Below are 21,308 nucleotides of genomic sequence, written 5' to 3' on the forward strand. Positions count from 1 at the left end.
CCTCGCTTTAAAGGTTGGCAGCCCCATCGCCGACACCAATCAAACGAATTAAGTGTGGATACCGTCTTATGGAGCAAAACCCGCAGTCACAGCTGAAACTTCTTGTCCAACGCGGTAAGGAGCAAGGCTATCTGACCTATGCCGAGGTCAATGACCATCTGCCGGAAGATATCGTCGATTCAGATCAGATCGAAGACATCATCCAAATGATCAATGACATGGGCATTCAGGTGATGGAAGAAGCACCGGATGCCGATGATCTGTTGCTGGCTGAAACCTCCAACAATACCGACGAAGATGCGGAAGAAGCTGCCGCACAGGTACTGTCCAGCGTTGAATCTGAAATCGGGCGTACCACTGACCCGGTCCGCATGTACATGCGTGAAATGGGTACCGTTGAACTGTTGACCCGCGAAGGCGAAATTGACATCGCAAAACGCATCGAAGACGGGATCAACCAGGTTCAGTGTTCTGTTGCCGAATACCCTGAAGCGATCACCTATCTGCTGGAGCAGTACGATCGCGTTGAAGCGGAAGAAGCGCGCCTGTCTGACCTGATCACCGGTTTTGTTGACCCGAACGCGGAAGAAGATCTGGCGCCTACCGCGACTCACGTTGGTTCCGAACTGTCTCAGGAAGAGATGGATGACGACGAAGACGAAGATGAGGAAGAAGACGACGACAGCGCGGACGATGACAACAGCATCGACCCGGAACTGGCGCGTGAGAAGTTTGCCGAGCTGCGTACCCAGTACGAAGTCACGCGTGACACCATCAAAGCGAAAGGCCGCAGCCATGCCGCCGCGCAGGAAGAGATCCTGAAACTGTCTGAAGTATTCAAACAGTTCCGCCTGGTGCCAAAACAGTTCGACTACCTGGTAAACAGCATGCGCGTGATGATGGATCGCGTACGCACCCAGGAACGCATCATCATGAAGCTGTGCGTTGAGCAGTGCAAAATGCCGAAGAAGAACTTCATCACCCTCTTCACCGGCAACGAAACCAGCGAAACCTGGTTCAACGCCGCTATCGCGATGAACAAGCCATGGTCTGAAAAACTGCACGACGTGAAGGACGATGTCTATCGTGGTCTGCAGAAGCTGCATCAGATTGAAGAAGAGACCGGCCTGACCATCGAGCAGGTCAAGGACATCAACCGTCGTATGTCTATCGGTGAAGCGAAAGCCCGCCGTGCGAAGAAAGAGATGGTTGAGGCGAACTTGCGTCTGGTTATCTCTATCGCCAAGAAATACACCAACCGTGGCCTGCAGTTCCTGGATCTGATCCAGGAAGGCAACATCGGTCTGATGAAAGCGGTAGATAAGTTCGAATACCGTCGTGGTTACAAGTTCTCCACCTACGCTACCTGGTGGATCCGTCAGGCTATCACCCGCTCTATCGCGGATCAGGCGCGCACCATCCGTATTCCGGTGCATATGATTGAGACCATCAACAAGCTCAACCGTATCTCCCGCCAGATGCTGCAGGAGATGGGCCGCGAGCCAACGCCGGAAGAGCTGGCTGAGCGCATGCTGATGCCGGAAGACAAGATCCGTAAAGTGCTGAAGATCGCCAAAGAGCCAATCTCCATGGAAACACCAATTGGTGATGATGAAGATTCGCATCTGGGTGATTTCATCGAGGACACCACCCTCGAGCTGCCGCTGGACTCTGCCACCACCGAGAGCCTGCGCGCTGCGACGCACGACGTTCTGGCCGGCCTGACCGCCCGTGAAGCAAAAGTGCTGCGTATGCGTTTCGGTATTGATATGAACACCGACCACACGCTGGAAGAAGTGGGTAAACAGTTCGACGTGACCCGCGAACGTATCCGTCAGATCGAAGCGAAGGCGCTGCGTAAGCTGCGTCATCCAAGCCGCTCTGAAGTGCTGCGTAGCTTCCTGGACGACTAACTTGTCCTGACAGCGAAAAAGCTCCCTTCGGGGAGCTTTTTTTTGTTTATTCCCTCTCCCTGTGGGAGAGGGTCAGGGTGAGGGCGTCAGGCCGCAGAACCCCTAAAGCCCTCGCACCATTAGCGCCTCATCCAGCTCCCGATACGCCTCCACCAGCTTATCCAGCGTTGCCCTGTTAAGCCCGCTCGGGTTCGGCAGCACCCACACCTGCGTCACGCCGATGGTAATGCTCTGCTTACCCCATTTAGCGCCGCGCTGGCTGAACGCCTGCTCGTAGGCCTGCTTGCCGAGGATCGCCAGCGCTGCGGGCTGATAGTCCTCAATCTTTTTGACCAACTCCCGTCCGCCGCTGCGGAGCTCATGCAGATTGACCTCGCTCGCCTGCACCGTCGGGCGCTCGACAAGCATAGTAATGCCGCAGCGCGTATCCAGCAGGTGCTGTTCCTCTTCGGGCCTGAGTAATCTGTCGGTAAACCCGGCCTGGTGGATCACTTTCCAGAAGCGATTGCCCGGATGGGCGAAGTGAAAGCCGGTGTGCGCCGAGGACTTACCCGGGTTGATTCCGCAGAACACCACCCGCAGGCCAGGGGCCAGAATATCGTTGATCATTTTTACTCCCGATCAATCCATCGTAAGGGAAGTATAAAGGATTGATTATGCATTGTTTATAAAAACAGCAGGCAGGTGTGAATGGCTGGATTGCTGTAGAGAGTTACTTTATAATTCACCGCCACGGCCCCTTAGCTCAGTGGTTAGAGCAGGCGACTCATAATCGCTTGGTCGCTGGTTCAAGTCCAGCAGGGGCCACCAAATTTTAGCTTTAAAATCAAAAATTTAAGCCACTCAGATGAGTGGCTTTTTTTATTGATTATTTTGAGCCGGTGGCGTAGCCGCTAACTGCGCGCCAGTGAAGCCGTTCGGACACTCTCAGAGGCGCCAGGCGTCGCAATCAGACGCTCCACGGACTCCATCGTCACGAACGTACAGCTGCAGTCCACATTGGTACACTGGTGGTAGCGCTCTTTGGTATTTTCACTGAGATAGCGACTGGTACGCGCATGCGCTGAATGCTTGCACTTAGGACAATGAAACATGTACCCCTCCACTTGATTCACATTTTGTGAATCAATAATACCCAAAATAAAACCAATAGCAACTACATTACTCACTATCAACAGTAAATTTTTCGTCGCTGACGTTCAGCTCAAGCTTAAGCTGCGTGGTAAATCCGCTATCGTTGAGGGTATGCACCACCTCGCTGATGATCCACGCCTGCTCGTCAATGACGCGTTTAAAACCGTTTACCAGCACCGGCGTTTCGGGGAACAGATCGGCGCGTCCCAGCGCAAGCTGGATGGAAAACTCCACGGTTCCCCGCTGAAGCGCGCGCCACTTCGCCTCTGCAGCCCTGAGCGCCTGTTCTTCAGAGGCATAAACCGTGGTGAGCTCAAATACGTTCTCCGCCGATCCCACCAGCCTCTCTTGCGGTTTCTGCTCCTTGCCTGCTGCTCCCGCTACCGGTGCGGCGGCATCCGGGTGCTGCAGTGCTTCTGTCTGCTGCCCTCCGGACTGACGATTAATACTCAATTGAGGATTTTGTTGTTTGGGGTCACGCGTTTGCAGCCATTTGGCCGTTACGCCGGAATAATTTTCACGGTCAGTTATGGAAAAAAGGTGCTTATCGCCATCCCCACGTTCAATCATCATTAAGGAAAGCGGAGTGCCGCTGGCCGTCACGGCCTGGCCCGCTTTCATAAAGATAATCTTCCCGGCTTTGATTGAAACAAATGCTCCATTACGTTCAGCAAGGCGGGAGAGGAAGGCCGCGTCTGTCTCCTGAGACTGGTCAATATGAGAGATGGCGATGGATGCAAGCCCCGACGCGACGCTGGCGGTCAACTGGTTACGCTGAGCGATGGTATCGACTATCGCGCCAATCGTCATGTCATGCCACGACTGTTCGCGCCGCACGTTTAGCTTTCCACGAAAATCTGCGCTGAATCCCTGGATGGTCAGCGTGTCCGGCGCGCCCCGGAAATGAATCGCATCAATCGTAAAGTCCCCTTTCTCCTCGAGCGGGGTTCCCTCCCATCCCAGCCATAAGGACAGCCTTGCCCCCCGGGCAGGCAAGTCCAGCAGCCCGTCGGAATCATCCAGCAGAATATCCAGCTGATCGGCTTCCAGCCCCCGTTTGTCGGTCATGGTCAGGCTGATAAGACGATGGCTGAAATTTTGCGTGATATCACGATCGTCAAGCTTAAGCATAAAATCAGGGGCAATTTTCCCGCCCGCCCGGATATTCATTTCGGTGATCATCCCACCAGCCCTCCCATGCTATTACGCGCACTCGTCACCAGCTCTTCAGCCTGCGTTCTCAGGTCGCCAAACATCGCCATCAGTGATTCGTCGACACGTTTTAGCGAAAGGGTAAATTCAATTTTTCGCGCGGTACCATCGCTGTAAAAATCCGAGTGTGTATGCGCAACTTTCTCAATGACAAACATACCGTGAATGATGCCGGTACCGTCTATCAACGGCCATGCCCGTCCTTCATTCGCCATCAGCTCAACCGCCTTGAGAGAAAGTCGCCCTCCCGTGAGTTCCGGGTAAAGTAACCCGGTGAGGGTAAAAGATGTCTCGCCTTCGCCAAGATACTGCCAGGCTTTGGGTTTCCCGATGCGATCGTTGGACGCCCAACGGTAGTCCTTTGTAAACTGCATTGTCTGATACGGTAAGGTTCGTCGTTCAAAGACAAACAGCCCCAGCACCATTAACATTTTCTCTCTCCTCAACCATATATATAGCTGGATTGCTGCCGTCTCATTTTTTCACGTTCACTATTCTCTATGGCCTCACGAATTTGACGAGTCAGATCCGTTCCGGAAGAGATGTCACCCTGCAGCGTGATGTTATATTCGCTTTTACTCTGATCGACGTAAGAACGACCTGCAGCAGCAACGGTTGGCTGATACCCCAGGCTGCCGCCATAGAACCCCGCGCCTGGAACAGACGAACTGCCTACTGGAGGAGATGCCGCTTCTGCTTTTGCCGCTGCGGTGTCGAGATTATCCGACTCACTTTTGATAATACCGAGCTTCTCCAGCAGCCAGCTGGCCTTGCTACTCAGGCTGTTAAAGAGATTCAGCGGTGCCATTAGCGCCTCTCCCAGCGCCTGCCCAAAAATCACGCCTGCATTTTTACAGCCATCCAGCGTTTCCTGCGTCGCCTTAATCGGCGAGATCAGGTCAGTGAACCACTGCCAGATACCGCCCACCTTCTCCGAGATAGCATCAAATACCGTCATCAGCGGTGAGAACAACTCACCTAACGGTGCGAAGGCCGCCGAAAGCCCCTCCATCACGCCGCCAAAGAAGGCGCTGATGGGCTCCCAGTATTTGAAAATGAGTAATGCACCTGCGGCAATCGCTGCACCAAGGGCGATAACCGGCCAGCTAAGGGCTCCCAGTACCGTCATGATGGCCCCGCCCACCACGCTGAATACCGTTCCCAACATACCGGCTGCGGTAATGACCATATTGACGCCCGTCAGAACCGGGCCGATAGCCATACCGACTCCCCCCAGCACGCCTGAAAACGCCTGCGCGCCGACAACGATGCTGGCGAGGGTCTGCGTCAACGCGGGGTTGGCATTCACCCAAAGAGAGGCCGTGCTAAGCCAGCCGGTTGCGGTTGTTATCAGGTTGCGCAGAGCGCCATCCGCTTTATCAAATACATCAATCTTCAACCCGTTCCACGCGGCCTGGAATCGGTTGATATCGCCGTCAAGATTATCGGTCTGCACGGAAGCAACGCGTGCGGCACTGCCCTTCGCCCCCGGTAACGGCTGACGTTTTTCATCACGCGCGCCATTATCCGCGGCAGAACGCTGCGCATCCGGAGACTGAAGCTGTCGCAACCTCACGCTGAGCACGTCCCCGGTGTCGGCACCGTTTATCCCCTTATTCACCAGGGCACTAAGCTGCGCGGTTGTCTCTTCAAGTCCCATACCGGCAGTATCCGCAGCTGGCGCAGCGGAGATGACGGCCGCCGCCATCTCAGCGAGACTGGTGTTAGACGAGGTAAAACCACGCGTAAGCACATCTGCGATGCGTTCCGCATCCGTATCGGCCAGGCTATACGCAGCCTGCGTGCTGCTGATAATGTCGGCTGCTTTTGCCGCGTCGACGTTCCCCGCCTGGCTGAGGTTAACCGTGGGCACCGTGGCCGCAATAACCCCATCGGCGTCGTAGCCTGAACGGGCCAGTTCGATCTGAGCCCGCACGACCGTATCAGCAGGTACGCCGGTGCTGACGCTGACGTCCCGGGCCTGCTGGCGAATCGCCTCAAGCCGGGAATCCCCCTTCGCCAGGCCAAGGTTTGCCTGAATGGCCGACATCTGCTTTTCAAAACGGATGCCAGGCGCCATAAACCGGGACGTCTGGTCAAAGCCCGCTTTTGCCATTCCCACCCCCGCAGTCGCCAGCTGGTTCACCCGCGCGACAACGCGTTTGCCTGACTCGTAGCGGTTCTGAACGGCACTCAGTCTCTCCTGCTGCTGATTGACGCGAGCCAGCGCATCCCGCTGTCGGTTAAGCTGCTGCGTTTTTTCACTGATTTGGGTTCGTAAACGACGCTCATCCGACGAGAGCGTGCGCGTGTTTATGCCTGCCTGTGTGAGTTCAGCGCGCTGACGCTGAACCGAGTAGCGCAGGTTGTTGTACTCAAGCTTAAGGTCGGCTGCCGATTTTCGGGCTGCGGACAGTGCATCAGCCTCTGCCTGGGTGGGGTTTTGCGTGTTTTTAAACTGCACCGCCAGCGCCGCTGCCTGCTGTTTCGCCCGGGCAACCGACTGCTCAGTCATGGCGAGCCGGGCGTTTGCTTTCCTGAAGCCATCAATCCGCCCCGCCTGCTCATCGAGCGCCCCCAGCGCCGTCTGTGAATCACGGATATCGCTTGCGAGGGTGCGGCTCGCGTTATGGAGAGCGTTAAGCGGTCGGGTTGCCCGGTCGACTGCCTTAAGCAGCTCCTGAAGTCTGACATTATTACTCATGGTGGTTTCCGCTTCGCTGCAGCGCTTTTTCGCGCCATAAGAGGAGTTCGGTCACGCTCAGGGAGTACAGTTCTGACGGCGGCCAGTGAAAGATCACCGCGATATCCGCCATCAGATCGTCGACCGACAGGTTTTCGGAAAATTTCAGCGAGCCGAAGCCGGTGACAAAAAACCGATCACCTTACCTGCAAAAGAGAGCAGATCGCAGGCATCCAGGCGCGCGACCTCATGCTCGGTCAGTGCTGGTGAGGTCATTCGCGGCAGCACCTTGATCAACGCATCGACATCGGATTGCGCCAGCGACGCCAGCGATACCCCACGCAGGGTTCCCGCATTGGGTTTTGCAACGGTCACTTTTTCAATTTTTTGCTCGCCGCGCAAAACGGGGCTATCAAGCGTGACGATGTGTGGGTTTTCACTTTCGTTCATGGTGGTCTCGTTGATATTTTCCATTTCGATACTCTTCAGAAAGTTAACTTACCGGCCGGCGATCCCGGCCGGTTAAAGGGTTACAGGCCGATGGCCTTACGGTGTTCTGCCAGGCGATCAACGCCATCGACTTTCAGCACCATGTTGATGATGTCGATTTCAATGATCTCTTTGCCATCGATGGTCAGCTGGTAGTACGCGCATTCGGTGGACATCTTGGTGGTGCCGCTCTCGCCCTGCTTGTTTTCACCGCCATCAAACTCTTTGTGACGGCCGCGCATGACGATTTCGACGGCGGAGATTTCGCCGGTATCATCGCGCTGATAAGAGCCGGTAAAGCGCAGAGGCACGCTGTCCGCGCCCGGAGAGGCATACTGTGCCCACAGCGCGGCGTCCGGCAGACCGCCAACGGTCCACTCCAGCGCCAGGGCATCATCGTCAAGGCCAAGGTCAACAGAGACCGAGCCGGGCATGCCGCCACCGCGATACTTCTCCAGCTTGCGGGTAAGTTTGGGTAAGGTGACAGACTCAACAACGCCCATATAGCTCAGGCCATCGTTGAACATATTCAGATATTTCAGTTTGCGTGGTAACGCCATGCTTCAGCTCCTTAGCTATTAACCGAATCTGACAGGTCAGCCAGATAGGTATCGGTGATGCGCTGGCGCAAGGTCAGATTTTCCAGCGGCGGGACAGGGGTGTAGTCGTAATCGATATACAATTTCCCCGCTTTCAGGGTGGATGCATCGTTCGATTCAGGGTCATACCAGCAGGAGCCGTCAACGATATAGCCGTTGGTTTTGAGCTCGCGGAACTTGGCATTGATACCGGACACGATGTCGCGGATAAGCGTAGGGGTAATGGGTTTATCCATCGCCCATGCATGCGCTTCGGCCATGGTATCGGCCAGCACCTGTGCGGTACGGGTGTAGTTTTCAAAGACGAATAACGGATCGTCTGAACAGGTACGGTTGCCCCAGAATTTGAAGCCATCGTTACGAATCAACGTGGTGATACCGGCCTGGTTAAGCAGGTTGGCATCGGTCGCTTGCTCCTGCAGATCCCAGGAAACAGAGGCGCTTACGCCCGTGACGCCGTTGACTCCCACGTTCGACAAGGTTTTATGCCAGCCCATTGTCTGGTCGATTTTGGCGCGCAGGCCAAGGGCGCGAGCGGTCGCCCATGCCATCGCCGTCGTATTCGTGGTGGTATCCCATGCCAGAAAATCAGGGTGGATAACCATCAGCTCGCGCTGGCTGAAGTTTTTGCGGTACTCGATCGCGTCAGAAATGGTTTTACAACCCCATGCGCTGACATAGCCGAACGCGCGCAGGCTCTGGCACATTGCGGCCAGTGCGGTTGCCACTTCCTGAGAGTCCAGCCCCGGTACGCCGAGAATACGCGGCTTAACGCCGGTAACCGTTTTCGCGGTCAGAAGCGCCTTCAGGCCGGTGTATTTGCCGTTTTCGTCGGTAGTACCGATGATGTTAGAGATAGTCTCTTTCTGCGCCGCTTCAGGATCTTCCGGGTCGTCGATACCTTCGGCAACACGCACAACCACAACGACCGGCTTGCACTGGTCAGCGATAGCCTGGAGGGAAGCGGACAGCGTCCCCTGTTTACCAGCTTTCGCAATGGCGGATTGCACATTAGTAATGAGCACGGGCTCGTTAAGAGGAAATGTCTGTTCGTCAGCATCGCTGGCCGTACAGACCATGCCGATGATTGCCGTCGAGACGGTGGAAATAGTGCGGGTGCCATCGTTGATCTCAATGACTTCCACGCCGTGGTGATAGTCGCCCATCCGTTTAACTCCTTCGTTTAGTGGTGAGGCTATTGTCTGCGGAGAGCGTGATTGATGCGACGAATTGGGGTTGGGGAGAGGATTACACAACAAACGAAAAACCCTCCGGATGGAGGGTTCTGGTTATTTCTATTTTTAAGATTAATTTACTGAGGAAGAGCAGGAAATTTAACGGGTAATACAGTGATATCACAGGCTTCCAGTTCTTCAATATAATCAAGCCAGGCGTTTAATGTCTTTAATTGTGACTCGGTCAGTGTTCTACCTGCCATTAATTTGGTCTGCGGAACAACTATTTTTTCTCTTGCCTCGCTAAGTAAGCGTTCAAACTGCTCTTTGGTCTGTTTAATCAGCTCTTCCTGCGAATAGGTGAATGGGATGATCTTATCGCCATCGAATACCCAGCGTTTTCCTAAAACAAAAAAATCATCCGGCACACTGTTTTTTTCAATTTCCGAGACTGATAAATTTTCCGGAGCCAACATGGATGCATCCCAGGAAGCTGCAACAATATTGCCTTTGCCATCAAACATAAATTTCAAGGTGGTCGCCGAAAACTTACCCTGAGATCCATACCAGTCGTTTCCCTCTTCGTCGGTGAATACCATGATAGAAAATCCATCAACTTGTTTTGTCATTGCAGTGAAATTTTTCATTAACATTGAATAATTCTCCTTATGCAAAGGCCACAGTAACCCATGAGCCGCCATTAATCTGATACTGCAACGGACGAAGACGAATCCAGTAATTTGAACTACCCCGGTCAGCCCATGATGTCATCACCCCGCCAGCCATGCGCTCAGTATTCCCACGCTCGTTATATTCGGCAGATGCACCAAAACGAATTCCCGTTACATAGCTACCTTTTGCCTGATATCGTGCTTCGCTTTCTGCCTTCGCATACGAATCCCCCACCTTTGCCAACGTGACAACAGCGTTACTGGCTTCATGCCTCATGTACGGCTTTGACACATCACCATTCGCAAAGCCAGCATAAGAGATACTGTCGCGAAGCAGGAAGCGCGTATCTGCTAGCGTTTTGGTATAAAAACGACCATCAAAATTAGCAAAATTGCCCGGTATAATTTGTCCTGGCGCAGAAAAATTACCGCTGGTATCCCATTTATAGTTAACGTCCTGACCGCCACTACCTTTCATGTGAAGATGCCAGGAAAGAAGGGTATCGGAGACAAGAGAACCCATGGAAAAAGCCCACGAATTGATCCCAGTAATACTTGCCTGCTGTTTTAACACTGGATGGTATTCACTCGATCCAGTGGTTGAAAAGGTGTTATAAAATGGTGCTTTTGTTTTGTACTGTTCTACCCATGCGTAAACACCACTATAACTTGCGGTAATCTCCTTCGAGGCATAAATAGTGTTACCTACAGTAAGCGGTGTTTCAGATTGCAACGCCCCGGTTTCAAGGCTAACCCGTAAAGGACGCAGAGCATTATAACCGCCGTAAGCATCGTCCTTATTGGTTAGCATCAGATAAAGATTATAACCATCGTTACGCCAGAAACAGCCATAGTCTCCATATGCAATTCGATAACTATTGGGTGAAAGAGATTGTACTTCCCCGTTTGAACGTAAAAACCCGCTAAATTGCCCCGCGCCGTTAGTTTGAAATAACAACGAACCATCTTTATTTCGCTGTGAGTAAAAATGGTAGCCAGTGTCATCCCCTAGTTCAACTACAGATGGACGGTCTACATTACCCCAAAGGCGCAGGGCTGCATTCTTATCAGAGGTATTAGGGAAGGTGCGAATAAGTCACCAAACGCAAAAAAACGCCTATGTAAGTGATTGAATTTAATTGACTAAAAGTTTCATTTTCGTTGCGGAGGGTACTTATTCGCACCCTCCTTAGAGGAATAAAACGAGAATTTTTTCATATTCCCCGCATAAAACCCGCCAAGTTGCGAGGTAATATTACCCCTCACTCTCAGGCCTGTACTCGCGCTAATCGCCAGTTCCTCCTGTGTATCGGTATTACCTGTTGCCAGGCGATACTCAATACCCTGCACGGTTTCATGCCAGATAGTATCTGATGCTCCGCCACGCATTTTACGCAGATAATTTTTATTGCCTGTCGTAGCGTTAGAAAGTGCGGTTAAGTTATAGGTTGACTGTGCTATAGAGTCTTGATTCAACGTTCCGGTCATACTGTCGCCTGACTTGCTGACTCGCTCGCTAGCATTTTTATTGGCAGCAACGGCGTTATCGTTTGCGACTTTAACCGCTTTCGGCGTCGCCGCCAGCACCTCAGACCCACTGTCAGTGGCGTTACTCAGTTGGACAATCCCTTTTTGCGCCGTGGTGGCGTCCAGAGCAGTGTATTTCCCTTTCGCCAGATCGTACGCCGCCTTCACCGCTTTCGGCGTTGCAGCGAGCACCTCGGAGGCGCTGTCGATTGCGCTGCTGAGTTGTGTAAAACCCTTAGCGGCAAGGGTCGCGTCCGGATGGCGCCGCGACTGTTCATGCTCCGCGAGCTTACCGTCTACATAATCCTGCGTCGCCATCACCGTTGAGGTGTCAATCATCAACTCAACCGAAGAGATATCGCTCACCATAATGACCATACGTACAGTCTGTGCGCGTCCCGAGCCCTCTTCCAGCTTGGGCTTGTAACTTTCTGCCATATTCCCGACCGCAATCAGCGTCCCGGTATCGTCATACAGCCCCATCTCGCGCATCCAGAAACCGCCAACATCAGGAGGAATCAGCAGCTCCGCCACGACATAGTTTTTATTCTTTTTGTCCTGGCTAATTTTATTCAGCGCATGCCGCCAGACTTCATTGACGAGTTTCGTCTGGTTTGCGTTTGGCGCTGGCAATGTACCGCCACCGTCACCTACGGCCATCGCCGTAAAGTTCACTTTCTTGCCGTTCGGGACGGTCGCGGCAGCCAGTTTTTCGGCACCGGCTTTGGTGATAACCGTTTTATATTTCACTGTCATTGTGCTCTCACTTATCCGGGATAAACCGTGATGATGTCGCCGTCATAGCTCAGGGCACCGGTGTAGAGATATCCCGGTATGTCCTGGATGATATTCAGGCCAATAAGGTGGCGGCTGGCAGGCTTTGCATCAGCAATAAGCCTCTCCATTTCGTAATACATTTCCTCGGTGATGCCCGTGTCTAAGACGCCGATATCAAGGCGAAAGGTGCCGGGCGGATCGTTGGTTTGCCACCATTCGGTGACGTTGATCAGATAGCCAAGCGGTTCCACCACACGACGCACAGCGCCAATCGTCCCCTTGTGGGCATGAATAAACCACGCCGCGCGAATCACATCCCGCCTGGTGGCTTCCGGCCAGTTCTCATCCCAGCGATCAACCGAAAACGCCCACGCCAGCCAGGGCAGCAGATTCGCCGGGCAAGTGTCCGCACTCCAGAGATGTCGCAGCGGAACAGGCGTATTTTCAATGTCTGCACAGGCGCGCGCGGCCGCCACCTCAAGAGATGACGAACCAACCGGTAAAAGGGGGGTATTACTCATCGTTCCCCCCCACGGTTACGCTGTAGTGGCTGCACCATGAGGCCTGAGTTTCATCAAGTACAATGTCAGCCGCGGGCGCGGTCAGCTCTACGCGTTGCACCCCTTCAACATGCAGTGCCGCGTAAATGGCGGACTTGCGAATATCACGTCCAAGCCGATGTTGAGCCGTGATATAGGTCTGTAACCGGGCTCTTGCCGCGCTGAGTACAGGTTCACTTTCAGGGCCGGGAAAAAGGAAAAGCGATGCCTCAATTCGGTAGTCAACAATGTTGGCCGACTGGACGGTCACACGGTCGGCAACGGGCCTGACGTCCTCATTGTTCAGCGCATTGCGAACAACGGCGAGCAGTTCCTCAGAGGCCACGCCGTTATTCTCCCGGGAGAGCACAGAGACCGTGACGTTCGCCGGCTGTGGACTGATAACGGAGATATCCGCCACCCGGCCATCTGCACTGCGACCGTGGAACTGATAAGCGCCCGTCGAACCGGCCACGCTCAGCCCTTCCGGCGCTTGCTGGATGCGCAAACGAAAGTCGGTATCAGACTCCATCACAGCTGGCGTGGGTGGAAACGTCGTATCGTCGGCGGGGGTAATGACCAGACGCGCAAGGTTAGCGTTGGCCCCAAGCTGGTCGAGATCGCGGCCGGCAGCGTAGGCCAGCATGACCGCACGCGCGGCCTCGTTCACGCGCTGGCGCCACATGACCTCCCGATAGGCGTTCTCCTGCAGCAGCTTCACAATCGGCTCTGATTCCAGCGTCAACGTCCGTGCAATCGCCTCTCGCTCCTCTTCCGGATAGAGCGAGACAAAGGTGGCCTTTCGTTCTGCCAACAGCGTTTCATAATCCACCTCCTCCACGACATCAGGCGCGGCGAGCTGGCTCAGATCAACAATAGCCATAGCGTTTAACTCAGTGAAATGGTGATAGAAAAGGATTGTCCGGAAGTCGGGCGCGTGCCGGTGATATCGACATACAACGTCCCGTCATTCTCCGAACGCTCGAAAGTGATGGCCGTCAGGCTGATCCGCGGTTCCCATTTCTGGATAGCGGAATAACATGCCGCCATGATTTGCAGACGCAGCGCAGGGCTCTGTGGCCTGTCGATCATCGCCGCCAGCAGCGAGCCGTAATCACGGCGCATAACCCGCGAGCCGACAGGCGTCACCAGAATATCGCGCACGCTCTGCCGGATGTGTTCTGCCTCTGAAATGCTGAGCCCGGTCTGCCTGTTCATCCCCCTGTAACGCACCGTCATTGTGTCCCCTTAGTCCAGCTTCCGCCGCTTTGCACACTGCCGTGCGCGTGGTTGTCCACCTGCACCCCGTTGGAGGTGAATTGACCGCCGGAATGCGCAATATTCCCGGCCATTACCCCGCCCTTCTGCACCTCAAGCGAGGCGGTAATTAACTTGTTGGTACACACCACCTCAGGCGTATCCAGCGTGATGCGGGACGTTGACGTCACCCGCACCTCCGGCACGGTGGCGGTCAGCGATTCAGAGGCGGTAATGTCGGCTGTTTTAATACCTGAAACCGTCAGCGCCCCGCGTTCGGGTTCGTACTCGATCACCGCGCCGTCAGGAAACGAGACGTGGAACGCATCAGGCGAACCGGACGGCGCCGGATGGTCGTCCGAGAAAATACCCGGTAGCACAAAGGCGGTATCGAGCTCGCCGCCGATGGCCAGCAGCAGTACCTGTTCTCCCTCGGAAGGGGCCCACCACACGCGAGAACGTCCCGCACGACAGGTTAGCCAGTTCAGCCAGGTGGTTTTCATCCCGCCGGTCTGCACACGACAAAGCCCTCTGTTGAGGTCAACATCGGTTACAACACCGATACGAATAAGATTGCGGATCGCGCGAGCGATGCCGTTCATGGAAGTTAGCGTATTCATAAGAAGAGAATGCCGTTCAGAAAGAACGGCAGCAACGAGACGGGGTTTGGTGCGGGATGAGACAACAAGCTGGCAAGACAACAGACCGCAGGCGGCCCTCAGCGCGGGGAAATTACGCCTCCCACTCGCTGACCAGCTCCCCGTTGATGTATAGGGCCTTCGGACGCGTGACGGGCTCCGGCAGCGGCGGTTCGGGGGAATACGTTGCGTGCAAACCGCCCTCTTCCTGAGAAACAAGAATGCGCTCGGTTAATTGTACTTTGATGCTGATATCCATCGTATCGTCATCGTTTAAAACGATCGTGAAGGAACAGCCGTTTTTGCGGCCTTCATCGAGGGTAAAAATGTCCGGCTGGTTTTCCCCAAGCCAGGCCACTACCGGGACGAAAACGCCCTCGCTGTCGCCGGAGAAGCTGTTGACCTTCGCATTCAGCTGATAGTGCTTTTCAAAGGAGAGCGAGGAGGCAAGCCGGGCATCGATATTGCCGCTGCCGACCGACATCTGCAGCCGATCCGGGTTTGCTTTCAGTTGGGGAATCGCGTCAATTAATGCCTGACGCAGGCTCTTGAGTTTGTGCATCGATTTTATCCTGACAGTCTTTAATGGTTTCAACCTGCAGCGCGCAGGCGATAAGGGCATACTCAAGCCTGCGAATATCTGCGCTGAGATCGCCGTTAGTGGCGGGTTCGCTTCCCGGCATCGGGCAGCGGCTCACCTTCGGGCAGGCGTTGTAAACAATGGGCTGCGGAGGCGCAGGCGGTGCGGGTGTGCAACCGGCGGACAGCATCAGGCAACTGATTGGTATACCAGCGGCGTAACGCGTCATTTTCATTGAGTAATCTCCCGATAGTCGCTTCCCGTCTCGCGCGTTCCTCACTCGCAGTGAGCAGTTCTTCACGAAGCCTGACCTGGGCGACTTCATGTGTTCGGGCAACCCGTTGCGACAGGGAAAGCTGTTGGTTAAGCGTGGCGAGGGCGTTTTTTTGTTCACTGGCAACCCGGTTCGCGCTGGCTAAGGAACGGGACAGCGTCAGGTTGTCATGCCGAAGCCACAGCGTGATAGCCAGCAGACCGGCCAGCAACAGCATCAGGACTTTCACGGCAGCCCCTTCATGCACCAGGCCTTCTCGCGGATACGACGATTTTCCAGCCCGGCATTTTTAACGCCATTCACATATACCCAGCGGGTAAGTTGCACGCATGCCTGCGACCACTGTTTACGCTTAATAAACGACACCAGGGTCGAACGGCAGGCGGCGCCCGTGCCAACATTAAACGTGAAACTCACTAGCGCGTCGTAGACCCGGGGTGGCATCTCAACCGACGCGCACACTGCCAGCCGACGTTCAACATTGAGCACATCAGCGACCAGATTTACCGCTGCCTCACGCTCGGTAATATCCCGTGCAGGCACAACGTTTGCCGTGTGGCCAATGCCAGACGTCCACACGCCAGCGCTACACCGATAGGGCGAGAGGCGACATCCTTCGAGATCGGCAATCAACGCCAGCCCATCAGGGGACGTTTTCAGTAACCGAAAGTCAGGTATCAGCACCGCCAGGGCCAGCACGCCGGCGACGCTGCAACGCTTAATGATTGAGTTCACGAATACTCTTCTTATCGAGTCCAAGAGACTGGAGATAGCGCCAGGTTTTTCGTTTGAACCAGTAATTCGTCAGCGCGGTAAAAATGGCGCACAGACTTCCCACGTACAGCGCGACTTTTTCAGGAGACATCGCCCCGAACCAGGCCAGTGCCACGGCCAGCCAGTAGGCGATAAACGTGGTGATTTTCTCCAGGCTCAGTCCCATAGGTTTACGGATTCTTTTGTGGGGGCGCTATCAACCTCCGGCATCTCTACCGGCGTGCCATGAGGCAAGATAACGCCTGATTCGGCGAGGCCAGAATTGGCCTTCAGAACGGCTTCAACGACGCCTGCCGTGCGCCCATAAAAACGGGCGCAAATGGCATCAAGCGTGTCCCCCTGCATTGCATAGATCTTCATCAGACGCTCCCAACATCCGGTTTTCCAGGTACTGTAGAGTTTCCTGGGCCAGCGGCTTTTTCGCTATCGATGAGAGATGGGCAATCCCGGACACAACAGACCGTCCGCGAGCAACAATGCGCGGTTTAAGGGAAACGCAAAATCTGAATGAAGTGTTCGTTCCGGGTAATGACGCAGGGCTAGCGCCAGCTTTCATCTTCCCAGACTTCCCGGAGAATAGAATCCAGCGCCTCGCGATCGGCCTCCCTTTCAAGCCCCTGGAGCTCAACCCCCGTTACCGACCCTATTTTCACGGTTACCCGCGATGAGGGAAACAAGGCTCCTATCCTGCGGGTCAATTCACACTGAAATGCCTCGACGATGGACTGGCCAATCAGCTGATCTTTATCGAGCGTGATGTTCACCCGAACATTGCTCTCTTTTTTGATTCGTTCCGGAACAGGCGATGCCGAGAAAACAACGGTGAACGCGTTGTTCTTGATTAAATTTCCCCGCGCAATCTCAGCAATTAAATTCAGGGCAATTTCACGATCTCTCTCCTGACATGTGCCTTCTGTCGTCAGTCGCGCAATCATCTCGACTCGTTCAATCATGACTTGCTCGTTCAACTCTCTGTCCACACAACCTCCACCACGAGATACTGTATAAACATACAGTAGCACGTATTCATAAAAAGAGTGAAGCGAAAAATCAGAACACTTTACGGTATGTACATGATATCGATGGAGATTAGCATGCTCGCTGGGTTAACAGATCCGTTAAATGCCCAATACGTTCAAGGATTTTCCGCCTCTTTTCCTGATAAGAACACGCTGCCGGAAATAGCGCTCCGTCAGCTGCGCCTCGACACCATTTGGTGTGAAAGCGGCTGACGCCGCCCGCCATAAGATGCAGCGCCTCGGCACGGCTAATGACGATCCCGGTGGCGAGGCGTATCTCGTCAATCACCCTCTCGGGTATCCCGTTCTGTGGATCCCGCTCATAGACAACGGGGGTTCTCGCGCCGGGCCGAACGCGTTTGATGCGTTCGGTTAATGCCCGTCTCGCACGCCGGTTAAGGGGCTGTGAGAGATCGTTCACCGTACAGTTATTGACAGAACTCCGAGAGGGCACGGGGACATCCTGACGATCCACGGTCCGCTTCGGCACAATTTTCCACTGCGTGAGCCGGGTTAAAATCGGGCTGCCCGCGCCGACGGCGGAGTCGTACACGCCGCGGATGCAGATCGTTTCCTCGCCGTACTGGTTAAACCCAACGCGCGGCGCATACAGCGTGCGTACCTGTAAATCATCGCGACGGACAAATGGCCCGCCCTGCGCGGTGACGTAACCCGCCCAGTCCCCAGCGTCGGCAGCTTCATGGACAGCGGCAAACTCCACGCTCAAACCGCGCACGGCCTCGTTATCAGCCAGACGGCGCAGCTCGCGATAGACCGTGACCGGCGCCCCGCCGATAAACTGAAACTGGCGAATGTGCCAGCGTCCCGCCCAGGCTGAAACAGCAGAAGCCGTCTCCTTCAACAGCCCACCGCTTTCATAATCGGTCTCACCATCGAGCGCAAAGCCGTCGATATTCTTTGAGATGTATTTGGCAACATAGCCGGTCGCGCTGCCCTTCAGAGGATCGATCGCCTCCGCGTGAAAACGTGCCTTTCTGGCACTTTCGCTACGCAGTTCTGTGGCCTCTTCCTGGCAGGCATAATCATTCATAATTTGGCGAACGTGCCCGACATCTTCCGGCAGCATAAACATCAGCATGTGCCAGTGGGGCGTGCCGTCGTGATGAGGTTCCGCAACGCGGATACCAAAAATTCGGCGCCCCTCACGGTGCAGCTTTGCGCGGATGCGCGCCCACAGACGGGTGAAGTAGCTTTGCGTATCCGCCGGGCTGGCCCCGTTCCACTTCGCGTTGGGGTAGCCTGATTTCACCGTCGCGTGATATGCCGAAGGCGCGGTTAAGGTATAGAACTCGCCCACATAGCCCAGTGCCTGGCAGATATTTTCAAACCCGCGAATGCGGGTCATCAGTTCACAGCGACGTATCGCCGGGTTAGCGACCGAGGTATCGATTTTTTCGATCAGGCTGATGCGGTTGCCCTCTTCATCTTCGAGTTCCATGCCCTTAAGAAATTCACGGGTGCGGCGCTTCTGCTCGCGCCATTCGGTCACGCAGCGCTTGCTCGCATACGCCGTTCTCATTTTGCTGACGTTGCCAAGGGCAATCTGTAAATGCTCGCGCCAGGCAGCCGCAATCCGACGCAATCGCCCGCGCCACCATGTCTCTGAAAACAGGCGGATCACCGCTGCGGCAACATCGTCTTTGTTGAAAAACGTCTTCGACACCCGTTCCCAGTGTGGAGGTGACACCTTAAACTGTCGGGCGATCAGGCCGGCGCGCTGATACCAGACGTAAAGCGTCTGGTATTCACCCAGGTCAGCATCATTTATATTCGCCAGCTCACCGCGAATAAAGCTGGCGATTTCTGCGGCCAGCAGGTCGATATCCGCGCGGGACATATCCGCAAGTCGGTTAAAGCGTGCAACCAGATCAACCATGCGGGAGGCAAGATATTGCTGAAGCGGAGTGTCAAAATGGCCGTCAAGCACGGCCCTGGAGACCGTGTCATGCAGGCCTGCGCAGGCATAGCGTTCAGAGACCAGCCGCAGACGGGGTAACATCCTGTTGCAGAAGCGGACCAAAAAGGCATTGGCCTGCGGGCTGCCCTGACGCTGTTCAAGGTCATCAACCGTGCGCCAGACGTCGAAACGCACGCAGTCAGGTTGCAGGGAGAGGGCAATCCTTGCCTCCCGTAGCGCCGCGAAAAAACGATCGCGGCGCTGCTGTTGGGCATGGGAAAGGTAAGGGCTGGCAATGGCCGACCGTGGAGCATTCCACGGATACGCAAATGACGTAGCCAACTCACCCTCCCCGGATATGTTTATTTTTCATCTCCGCAATCTCCTGGCAGGTGATGCACAAGGCCACACCAGGCACCGCCATTCGGCGCGCCTCCGGTATCGGGGCCTCGCAGTCCTCGCAAAGGAAACGCGAGGGCGTTGCGGGCCGTCTGCGGGCGCTATTAATGTGCCGCTCTCTGTCTTCCTGCTCGCGCGCTTGCGCAAGATCGATAAAATCGGCCATCAGTGCAGCTCCTGGGATTCACGTTCGTAGCGAGCCGCCTCGTGGCACAGCAGTTCGGCAACGTCTTCTCCGCTCATGCCGGTTTTATAGATATGGCTTGCCAGCGCCTCCAGGCGCAGGGAGACCGCGAGGGCTCGCGCGCAGCGTTCCTCTGTTTTTGCCTCCGCCAGCAGGCGTTTCAGTTCCTCACTTCCGGTCGGATAAGGGCGGTTTTCACTGTTTCGCATCACGCGTTCTCCTTAAATTCAGGCAATAGAATGCCCGGCGGGTTTACGCCATTAGGTTTGTGGTTGGGTTATATCGGCATGGTCAGCCGTTCAGGAAATAAACTCACGACAGCACGAAAATGGTTCATGGCATTAATCAGCGCCTTTTTCTCCTCTGTCGTCAGCTCACTGATATCGCACTCATGACGGGCGACGGGTAATCTCGCCAGGAAAAAGATGGCGGCCAGCGCCCTGCCGTTCTCCTCAAAACAGGGATCGCGCTTATCGCGCATCTCTGCCATAAACCGTGCCAGCTCTTTTCCGCTATCGTTCCCGTATCGGGCACGCAGTTCTGCGATGTGGTTAAGCCCGTTAAGACGAGCCCCCACGCTGAGTGGAACGCTTGCACGGGCAGCCTCTATCGCCATATCTCCCCTCGCGTAAATTCACGCACGCCAGTGCGCTGAAAACGGGCAGAGCACGGTTTTTTCCGCCGTTTGATGATTGCGATTTCAGATGCCATGCTGCATGATTCCCATTTTGATAATGTCTGCAATCAATAGCCTCTGTTTGCCAACGTCTGCTGCTGATTGCTCGAATTTGCAATGATATTAATACCCAGATGAGTATTAGTAAACACTCAAAGGAATATATTTTGATCTTGGATTCTCAAGTGAATAATGAAGAGTTACTCGATAGAATCTGTCAGGTATATGGTTTCACGCAGAAAATTCAGCTGGCACGCCACTTTAATATCGCCGCCAGTTCGCTTCAGAACCGCTACGCACGCGGTACCATCTCTTACGACTTTGCGGTTCAGTGCGTGCTGGATACCGGCGCCAGCCTTCGCTGGCTGATGACCGGACAAGGTGCGCAATTTGAAGGTAACCCCGCGCCGGGCGATCCTGTGTCAGTATCCACATTCACACTCAGGGATGGAAGACTGGAAGAAAATACCACTTTGAGTATTGATTCTACTTTCTTTAGTAAACCACTGGCGCGCGGCATCGCCGTCCGGGCGGAAGGTAAGCTGCACTTTATCGAGAAAGAGGCGTCGTTAACCGACGGCGTGTGGCTGGTTGAGATTGAAGGCACCGCCAGCATCCGCGACTTAACGCTGCTTCCGGGTAAAAAACTCCACGTGGCGGGCGGCAAAGTGCCCTTTGAATGCGGTATCGACGAGATAAAAACGGTGGGTCGCGTGGTGGGGATTTACAGCGAGGTGAGCTGAGGGCGGTTAGTAAGCATTCGCCGCCAATAGGGGCGCTCGCTTGCGGGCAGAACACGGATAAAGTGAGTGCGACACAACCACTCATTAAAGAAATCCCCCATCGCGCCGATCATCATCCGTGTGTATT

28 protein-coding genes, 1 tRNA gene and 1 pseudogene are annotated in these 21,308 nt (G+C 54.8%); 3 read left to right on the top strand and 27 right to left on the bottom strand.

Annotated elements, in window-relative coordinates:
• Window positions 1-68: 68 nt before the first annotated feature.
• Complete coding sequence (gene rpoD / locus ACOTXR_RS05550; protein WP_014885285.1) at window positions 69-1,913, top strand: RNA polymerase sigma factor RpoD; 1,845 nt, start codon at window positions 69-71, stop codon at window positions 1,911-1,913.
• A 102-nt stretch (window positions 1,914-2,015) separates the two neighbouring features.
• On the opposite strand, the gene mug is transcribed toward rpoD, so the two are convergent.
• The gene (gene mug / locus ACOTXR_RS05555) at window positions 2,016-2,522 is read right to left on the bottom strand and encodes a G/U mismatch-specific DNA glycosylase (RefSeq protein ID WP_014885286.1); all 507 of its coding nucleotides are present in this window, start codon (window positions 2,520-2,522) and stop codon (window positions 2,016-2,018) included.
• Window positions 2,523-2,647: 125 nt separating this feature from the next.
• Between mug and ACOTXR_RS05560 the strand changes: the two genes are divergently transcribed.
• Window positions 2,648-2,723: transfer RNA gene (locus ACOTXR_RS05560), tRNA-Ile, on the top strand.
• An 83-nt stretch (window positions 2,724-2,806) separates the two neighbouring features.
• Here ACOTXR_RS05560 and ACOTXR_RS05565 read toward each other — a convergent pair.
• From ACOTXR_RS05565 to ACOTXR_RS05690, 26 genes and pseudogenes are all read right to left on the bottom strand, one after another.
• Complete coding sequence (locus tag ACOTXR_RS05565) at window positions 2,807-3,007, bottom strand: ogr/Delta-like zinc finger family protein (RefSeq protein WP_032635529.1); 201 nt, start codon at window positions 3,005-3,007, stop codon at window positions 2,807-2,809.
• Between the two features lie 67 nt (window positions 3,008-3,074).
• Window positions 3,075-4,229, bottom strand: a complete 1,155-nt coding sequence (locus ACOTXR_RS05570) for a phage late control D family protein (protein WP_050861927.1) — start codon at window positions 4,227-4,229, stop codon at window positions 3,075-3,077.
• Window positions 4,226-4,690 (bottom strand): phage tail protein, encoded by a 465-nt coding sequence (locus ACOTXR_RS05575; protein WP_047624984.1) that lies wholly within the window; start codon window positions 4,688-4,690, stop codon window positions 4,226-4,228. Before ACOTXR_RS05575 ends, ACOTXR_RS05570 begins: the two co-directional genes overlap by 4 nt.
• An 11-nt stretch (window positions 4,691-4,701) precedes the next feature.
• Window positions 4,702-6,963 (bottom strand): phage tail tape measure protein, encoded by a 2,262-nt coding sequence (locus ACOTXR_RS05580; protein ID WP_078309782.1) that lies wholly within the window; start codon window positions 6,961-6,963, stop codon window positions 4,702-4,704.
• Entirely contained in the window at window positions 6,956-7,075 is a 120-nt protein-coding gene (locus ACOTXR_RS05585) for a GpE family phage tail protein (protein WP_023616176.1), read from the bottom strand. Before ACOTXR_RS05585 ends, ACOTXR_RS05580 begins: the two co-directional genes overlap by 8 nt.
• Before the next feature lie 32 nt (window positions 7,076-7,107).
• On the bottom strand, window positions 7,108-7,416 hold the full coding sequence (locus tag ACOTXR_RS05590) for a phage tail assembly protein (protein ID WP_032635522.1): 309 nt from the start codon (window positions 7,414-7,416) through the stop codon (window positions 7,108-7,110).
• Window positions 7,417-7,472: 56 nt separating this feature from the next.
• A complete protein-coding gene (locus tag ACOTXR_RS05595) occupies window positions 7,473-7,991 on the bottom strand; it encodes a phage major tail tube protein (RefSeq protein WP_023309235.1) in 519 nt (172 codons plus the stop codon).
• A gap of 11 nt (window positions 7,992-8,002) precedes the next feature.
• Window positions 8,003-9,196: a phage tail sheath protein gene (locus tag ACOTXR_RS05600; protein ID WP_058690396.1), complete on the bottom strand. Its 1,194-nt coding sequence runs from the start codon at window positions 9,194-9,196 to the stop codon at window positions 8,003-8,005.
• A gap of 146 nt (window positions 9,197-9,342) precedes the next feature.
• Window positions 9,343-9,858, bottom strand: coding sequence for a tail fiber assembly protein (locus ACOTXR_RS05605; protein WP_047625661.1), 516 nt, complete (start codon window positions 9,856-9,858; stop codon window positions 9,343-9,345).
• 13 nt (window positions 9,859-9,871) lie between these two features.
• Complete coding sequence (locus ACOTXR_RS05610; RefSeq protein WP_421767004.1) at window positions 9,872-10,969, bottom strand: hypothetical protein; 1,098 nt, start codon at window positions 10,967-10,969, stop codon at window positions 9,872-9,874.
• A 452-nt stretch (window positions 10,970-11,421) separates the two neighbouring features.
• Window positions 11,422-12,159: pseudogene (locus ACOTXR_RS05615) on the bottom strand (phage tail protein); the annotation flags it as partial.
• 11 nt (window positions 12,160-12,170) lie between these two features.
• Window positions 12,171-12,701, bottom strand: coding sequence for a phage tail protein I (locus ACOTXR_RS05620; RefSeq protein WP_058690921.1), 531 nt, complete (start codon window positions 12,699-12,701; stop codon window positions 12,171-12,173).
• Window positions 12,694-13,602 (bottom strand): baseplate assembly protein, encoded by a 909-nt coding sequence (locus ACOTXR_RS05625; RefSeq protein WP_058690920.1) that lies wholly within the window; start codon window positions 13,600-13,602, stop codon window positions 12,694-12,696. Before ACOTXR_RS05625 ends, ACOTXR_RS05620 begins: the two co-directional genes overlap by 8 nt.
• A 5-nt stretch (window positions 13,603-13,607) precedes the next feature.
• Window positions 13,608-13,958 carry a GPW/gp25 family protein gene (locus ACOTXR_RS05630; protein WP_032635513.1) on the bottom strand — a complete coding sequence of 117 codons (351 nt, stop codon included), beginning with the start codon at window positions 13,956-13,958 and terminating at the stop codon, window positions 13,608-13,610.
• Window positions 13,955-14,596, bottom strand: a complete 642-nt coding sequence (locus ACOTXR_RS05635; protein WP_032635510.1) for a phage baseplate assembly protein V — start codon at window positions 14,594-14,596, stop codon at window positions 13,955-13,957. Before ACOTXR_RS05635 ends, ACOTXR_RS05630 begins: the two co-directional genes overlap by 4 nt.
• 112 nt (window positions 14,597-14,708) lie before the next feature.
• Window positions 14,709-15,176 (bottom strand): phage tail protein, encoded by a 468-nt coding sequence (locus ACOTXR_RS05640; RefSeq protein WP_058690919.1) that lies wholly within the window; start codon window positions 15,174-15,176, stop codon window positions 14,709-14,711.
• A complete protein-coding gene (gene lysC, locus ACOTXR_RS05645) occupies window positions 15,139-15,384 on the bottom strand; it encodes an Rz1-like lysis system protein LysC (protein ID WP_234107109.1) in 246 nt (81 codons plus the stop codon). The genes ACOTXR_RS05640 and lysC overlap by 38 nt, the downstream gene beginning before the upstream one ends.
• Window positions 15,272-15,697, bottom strand: a complete 426-nt coding sequence (gene lysB / locus ACOTXR_RS05650; protein ID WP_058690918.1) for an Rz-like lysis system protein LysB — start codon at window positions 15,695-15,697, stop codon at window positions 15,272-15,274. The genes lysC and lysB overlap by 113 nt, the downstream gene beginning before the upstream one ends.
• Window positions 15,694-16,203: a lysozyme gene (locus ACOTXR_RS05655; protein WP_421767000.1), complete on the bottom strand. Its 510-nt coding sequence runs from the start codon at window positions 16,201-16,203 to the stop codon at window positions 15,694-15,696. Before ACOTXR_RS05655 ends, lysB begins: the two co-directional genes overlap by 4 nt.
• On the bottom strand, window positions 16,187-16,408 hold the full coding sequence (locus tag ACOTXR_RS05660; RefSeq protein ID WP_029741404.1) for an HP1 family phage holin: 222 nt from the start codon (window positions 16,406-16,408) through the stop codon (window positions 16,187-16,189). The genes ACOTXR_RS05655 and ACOTXR_RS05660 overlap by 17 nt, the downstream gene beginning before the upstream one ends.
• Window positions 16,399-16,602 (bottom strand): tail protein X, encoded by a 204-nt coding sequence (locus tag ACOTXR_RS05665; protein WP_032635504.1) that lies wholly within the window; start codon window positions 16,600-16,602, stop codon window positions 16,399-16,401. Before ACOTXR_RS05665 ends, ACOTXR_RS05660 begins: the two co-directional genes overlap by 10 nt.
• A gap of 179 nt (window positions 16,603-16,781) precedes the next feature.
• A complete protein-coding gene (locus tag ACOTXR_RS05670) occupies window positions 16,782-17,222 on the bottom strand; it encodes a DinI-like family protein (protein WP_032635502.1) in 441 nt (146 codons plus the stop codon).
• 109 nt (window positions 17,223-17,331) lie between these two features.
• On the bottom strand, window positions 17,332-19,521 hold the full coding sequence (locus ACOTXR_RS05675; protein WP_072205401.1) for a replication endonuclease: 2,190 nt from the start codon (window positions 19,519-19,521) through the stop codon (window positions 17,332-17,334).
• A 1-nt stretch (window position 19,522) separates the two neighbouring features.
• Window positions 19,523-19,744 carry a TraR/DksA family transcriptional regulator gene (locus tag ACOTXR_RS05680; protein ID WP_047344543.1) on the bottom strand — a complete coding sequence of 74 codons (222 nt, stop codon included), beginning with the start codon at window positions 19,742-19,744 and terminating at the stop codon, window positions 19,523-19,525.
• A complete protein-coding gene (locus ACOTXR_RS05685) occupies window positions 19,744-19,971 on the bottom strand; it encodes a DUF2732 family protein (RefSeq protein ID WP_029741400.1) in 228 nt (75 codons plus the stop codon). The genes ACOTXR_RS05680 and ACOTXR_RS05685 overlap by 1 nt, the downstream gene beginning before the upstream one ends.
• Before the next feature lie 68 nt (window positions 19,972-20,039).
• Entirely contained in the window at window positions 20,040-20,378 is a 339-nt protein-coding gene (locus tag ACOTXR_RS05690) for a DUF5347 domain-containing protein (protein WP_032635496.1), read from the bottom strand.
• 227 nt (window positions 20,379-20,605) lie between these two features.
• Between ACOTXR_RS05690 and ACOTXR_RS05695 the strand changes: the two genes are divergently transcribed.
• Window positions 20,606-21,181 (top strand): phage repressor protein CI, encoded by a 576-nt coding sequence (locus tag ACOTXR_RS05695; protein ID WP_058690917.1) that lies wholly within the window; start codon window positions 20,606-20,608, stop codon window positions 21,179-21,181.
• Window positions 21,182-21,308 lie beyond the last annotated feature (127 nt).

The sequence above is a fragment of the Enterobacter cloacae complex sp. IR53030 genome (assembly GCF_049238365.1).
Lineage (GTDB): Bacteria > Pseudomonadota > Gammaproteobacteria > Enterobacterales > Enterobacteriaceae > Enterobacter > Enterobacter kobei.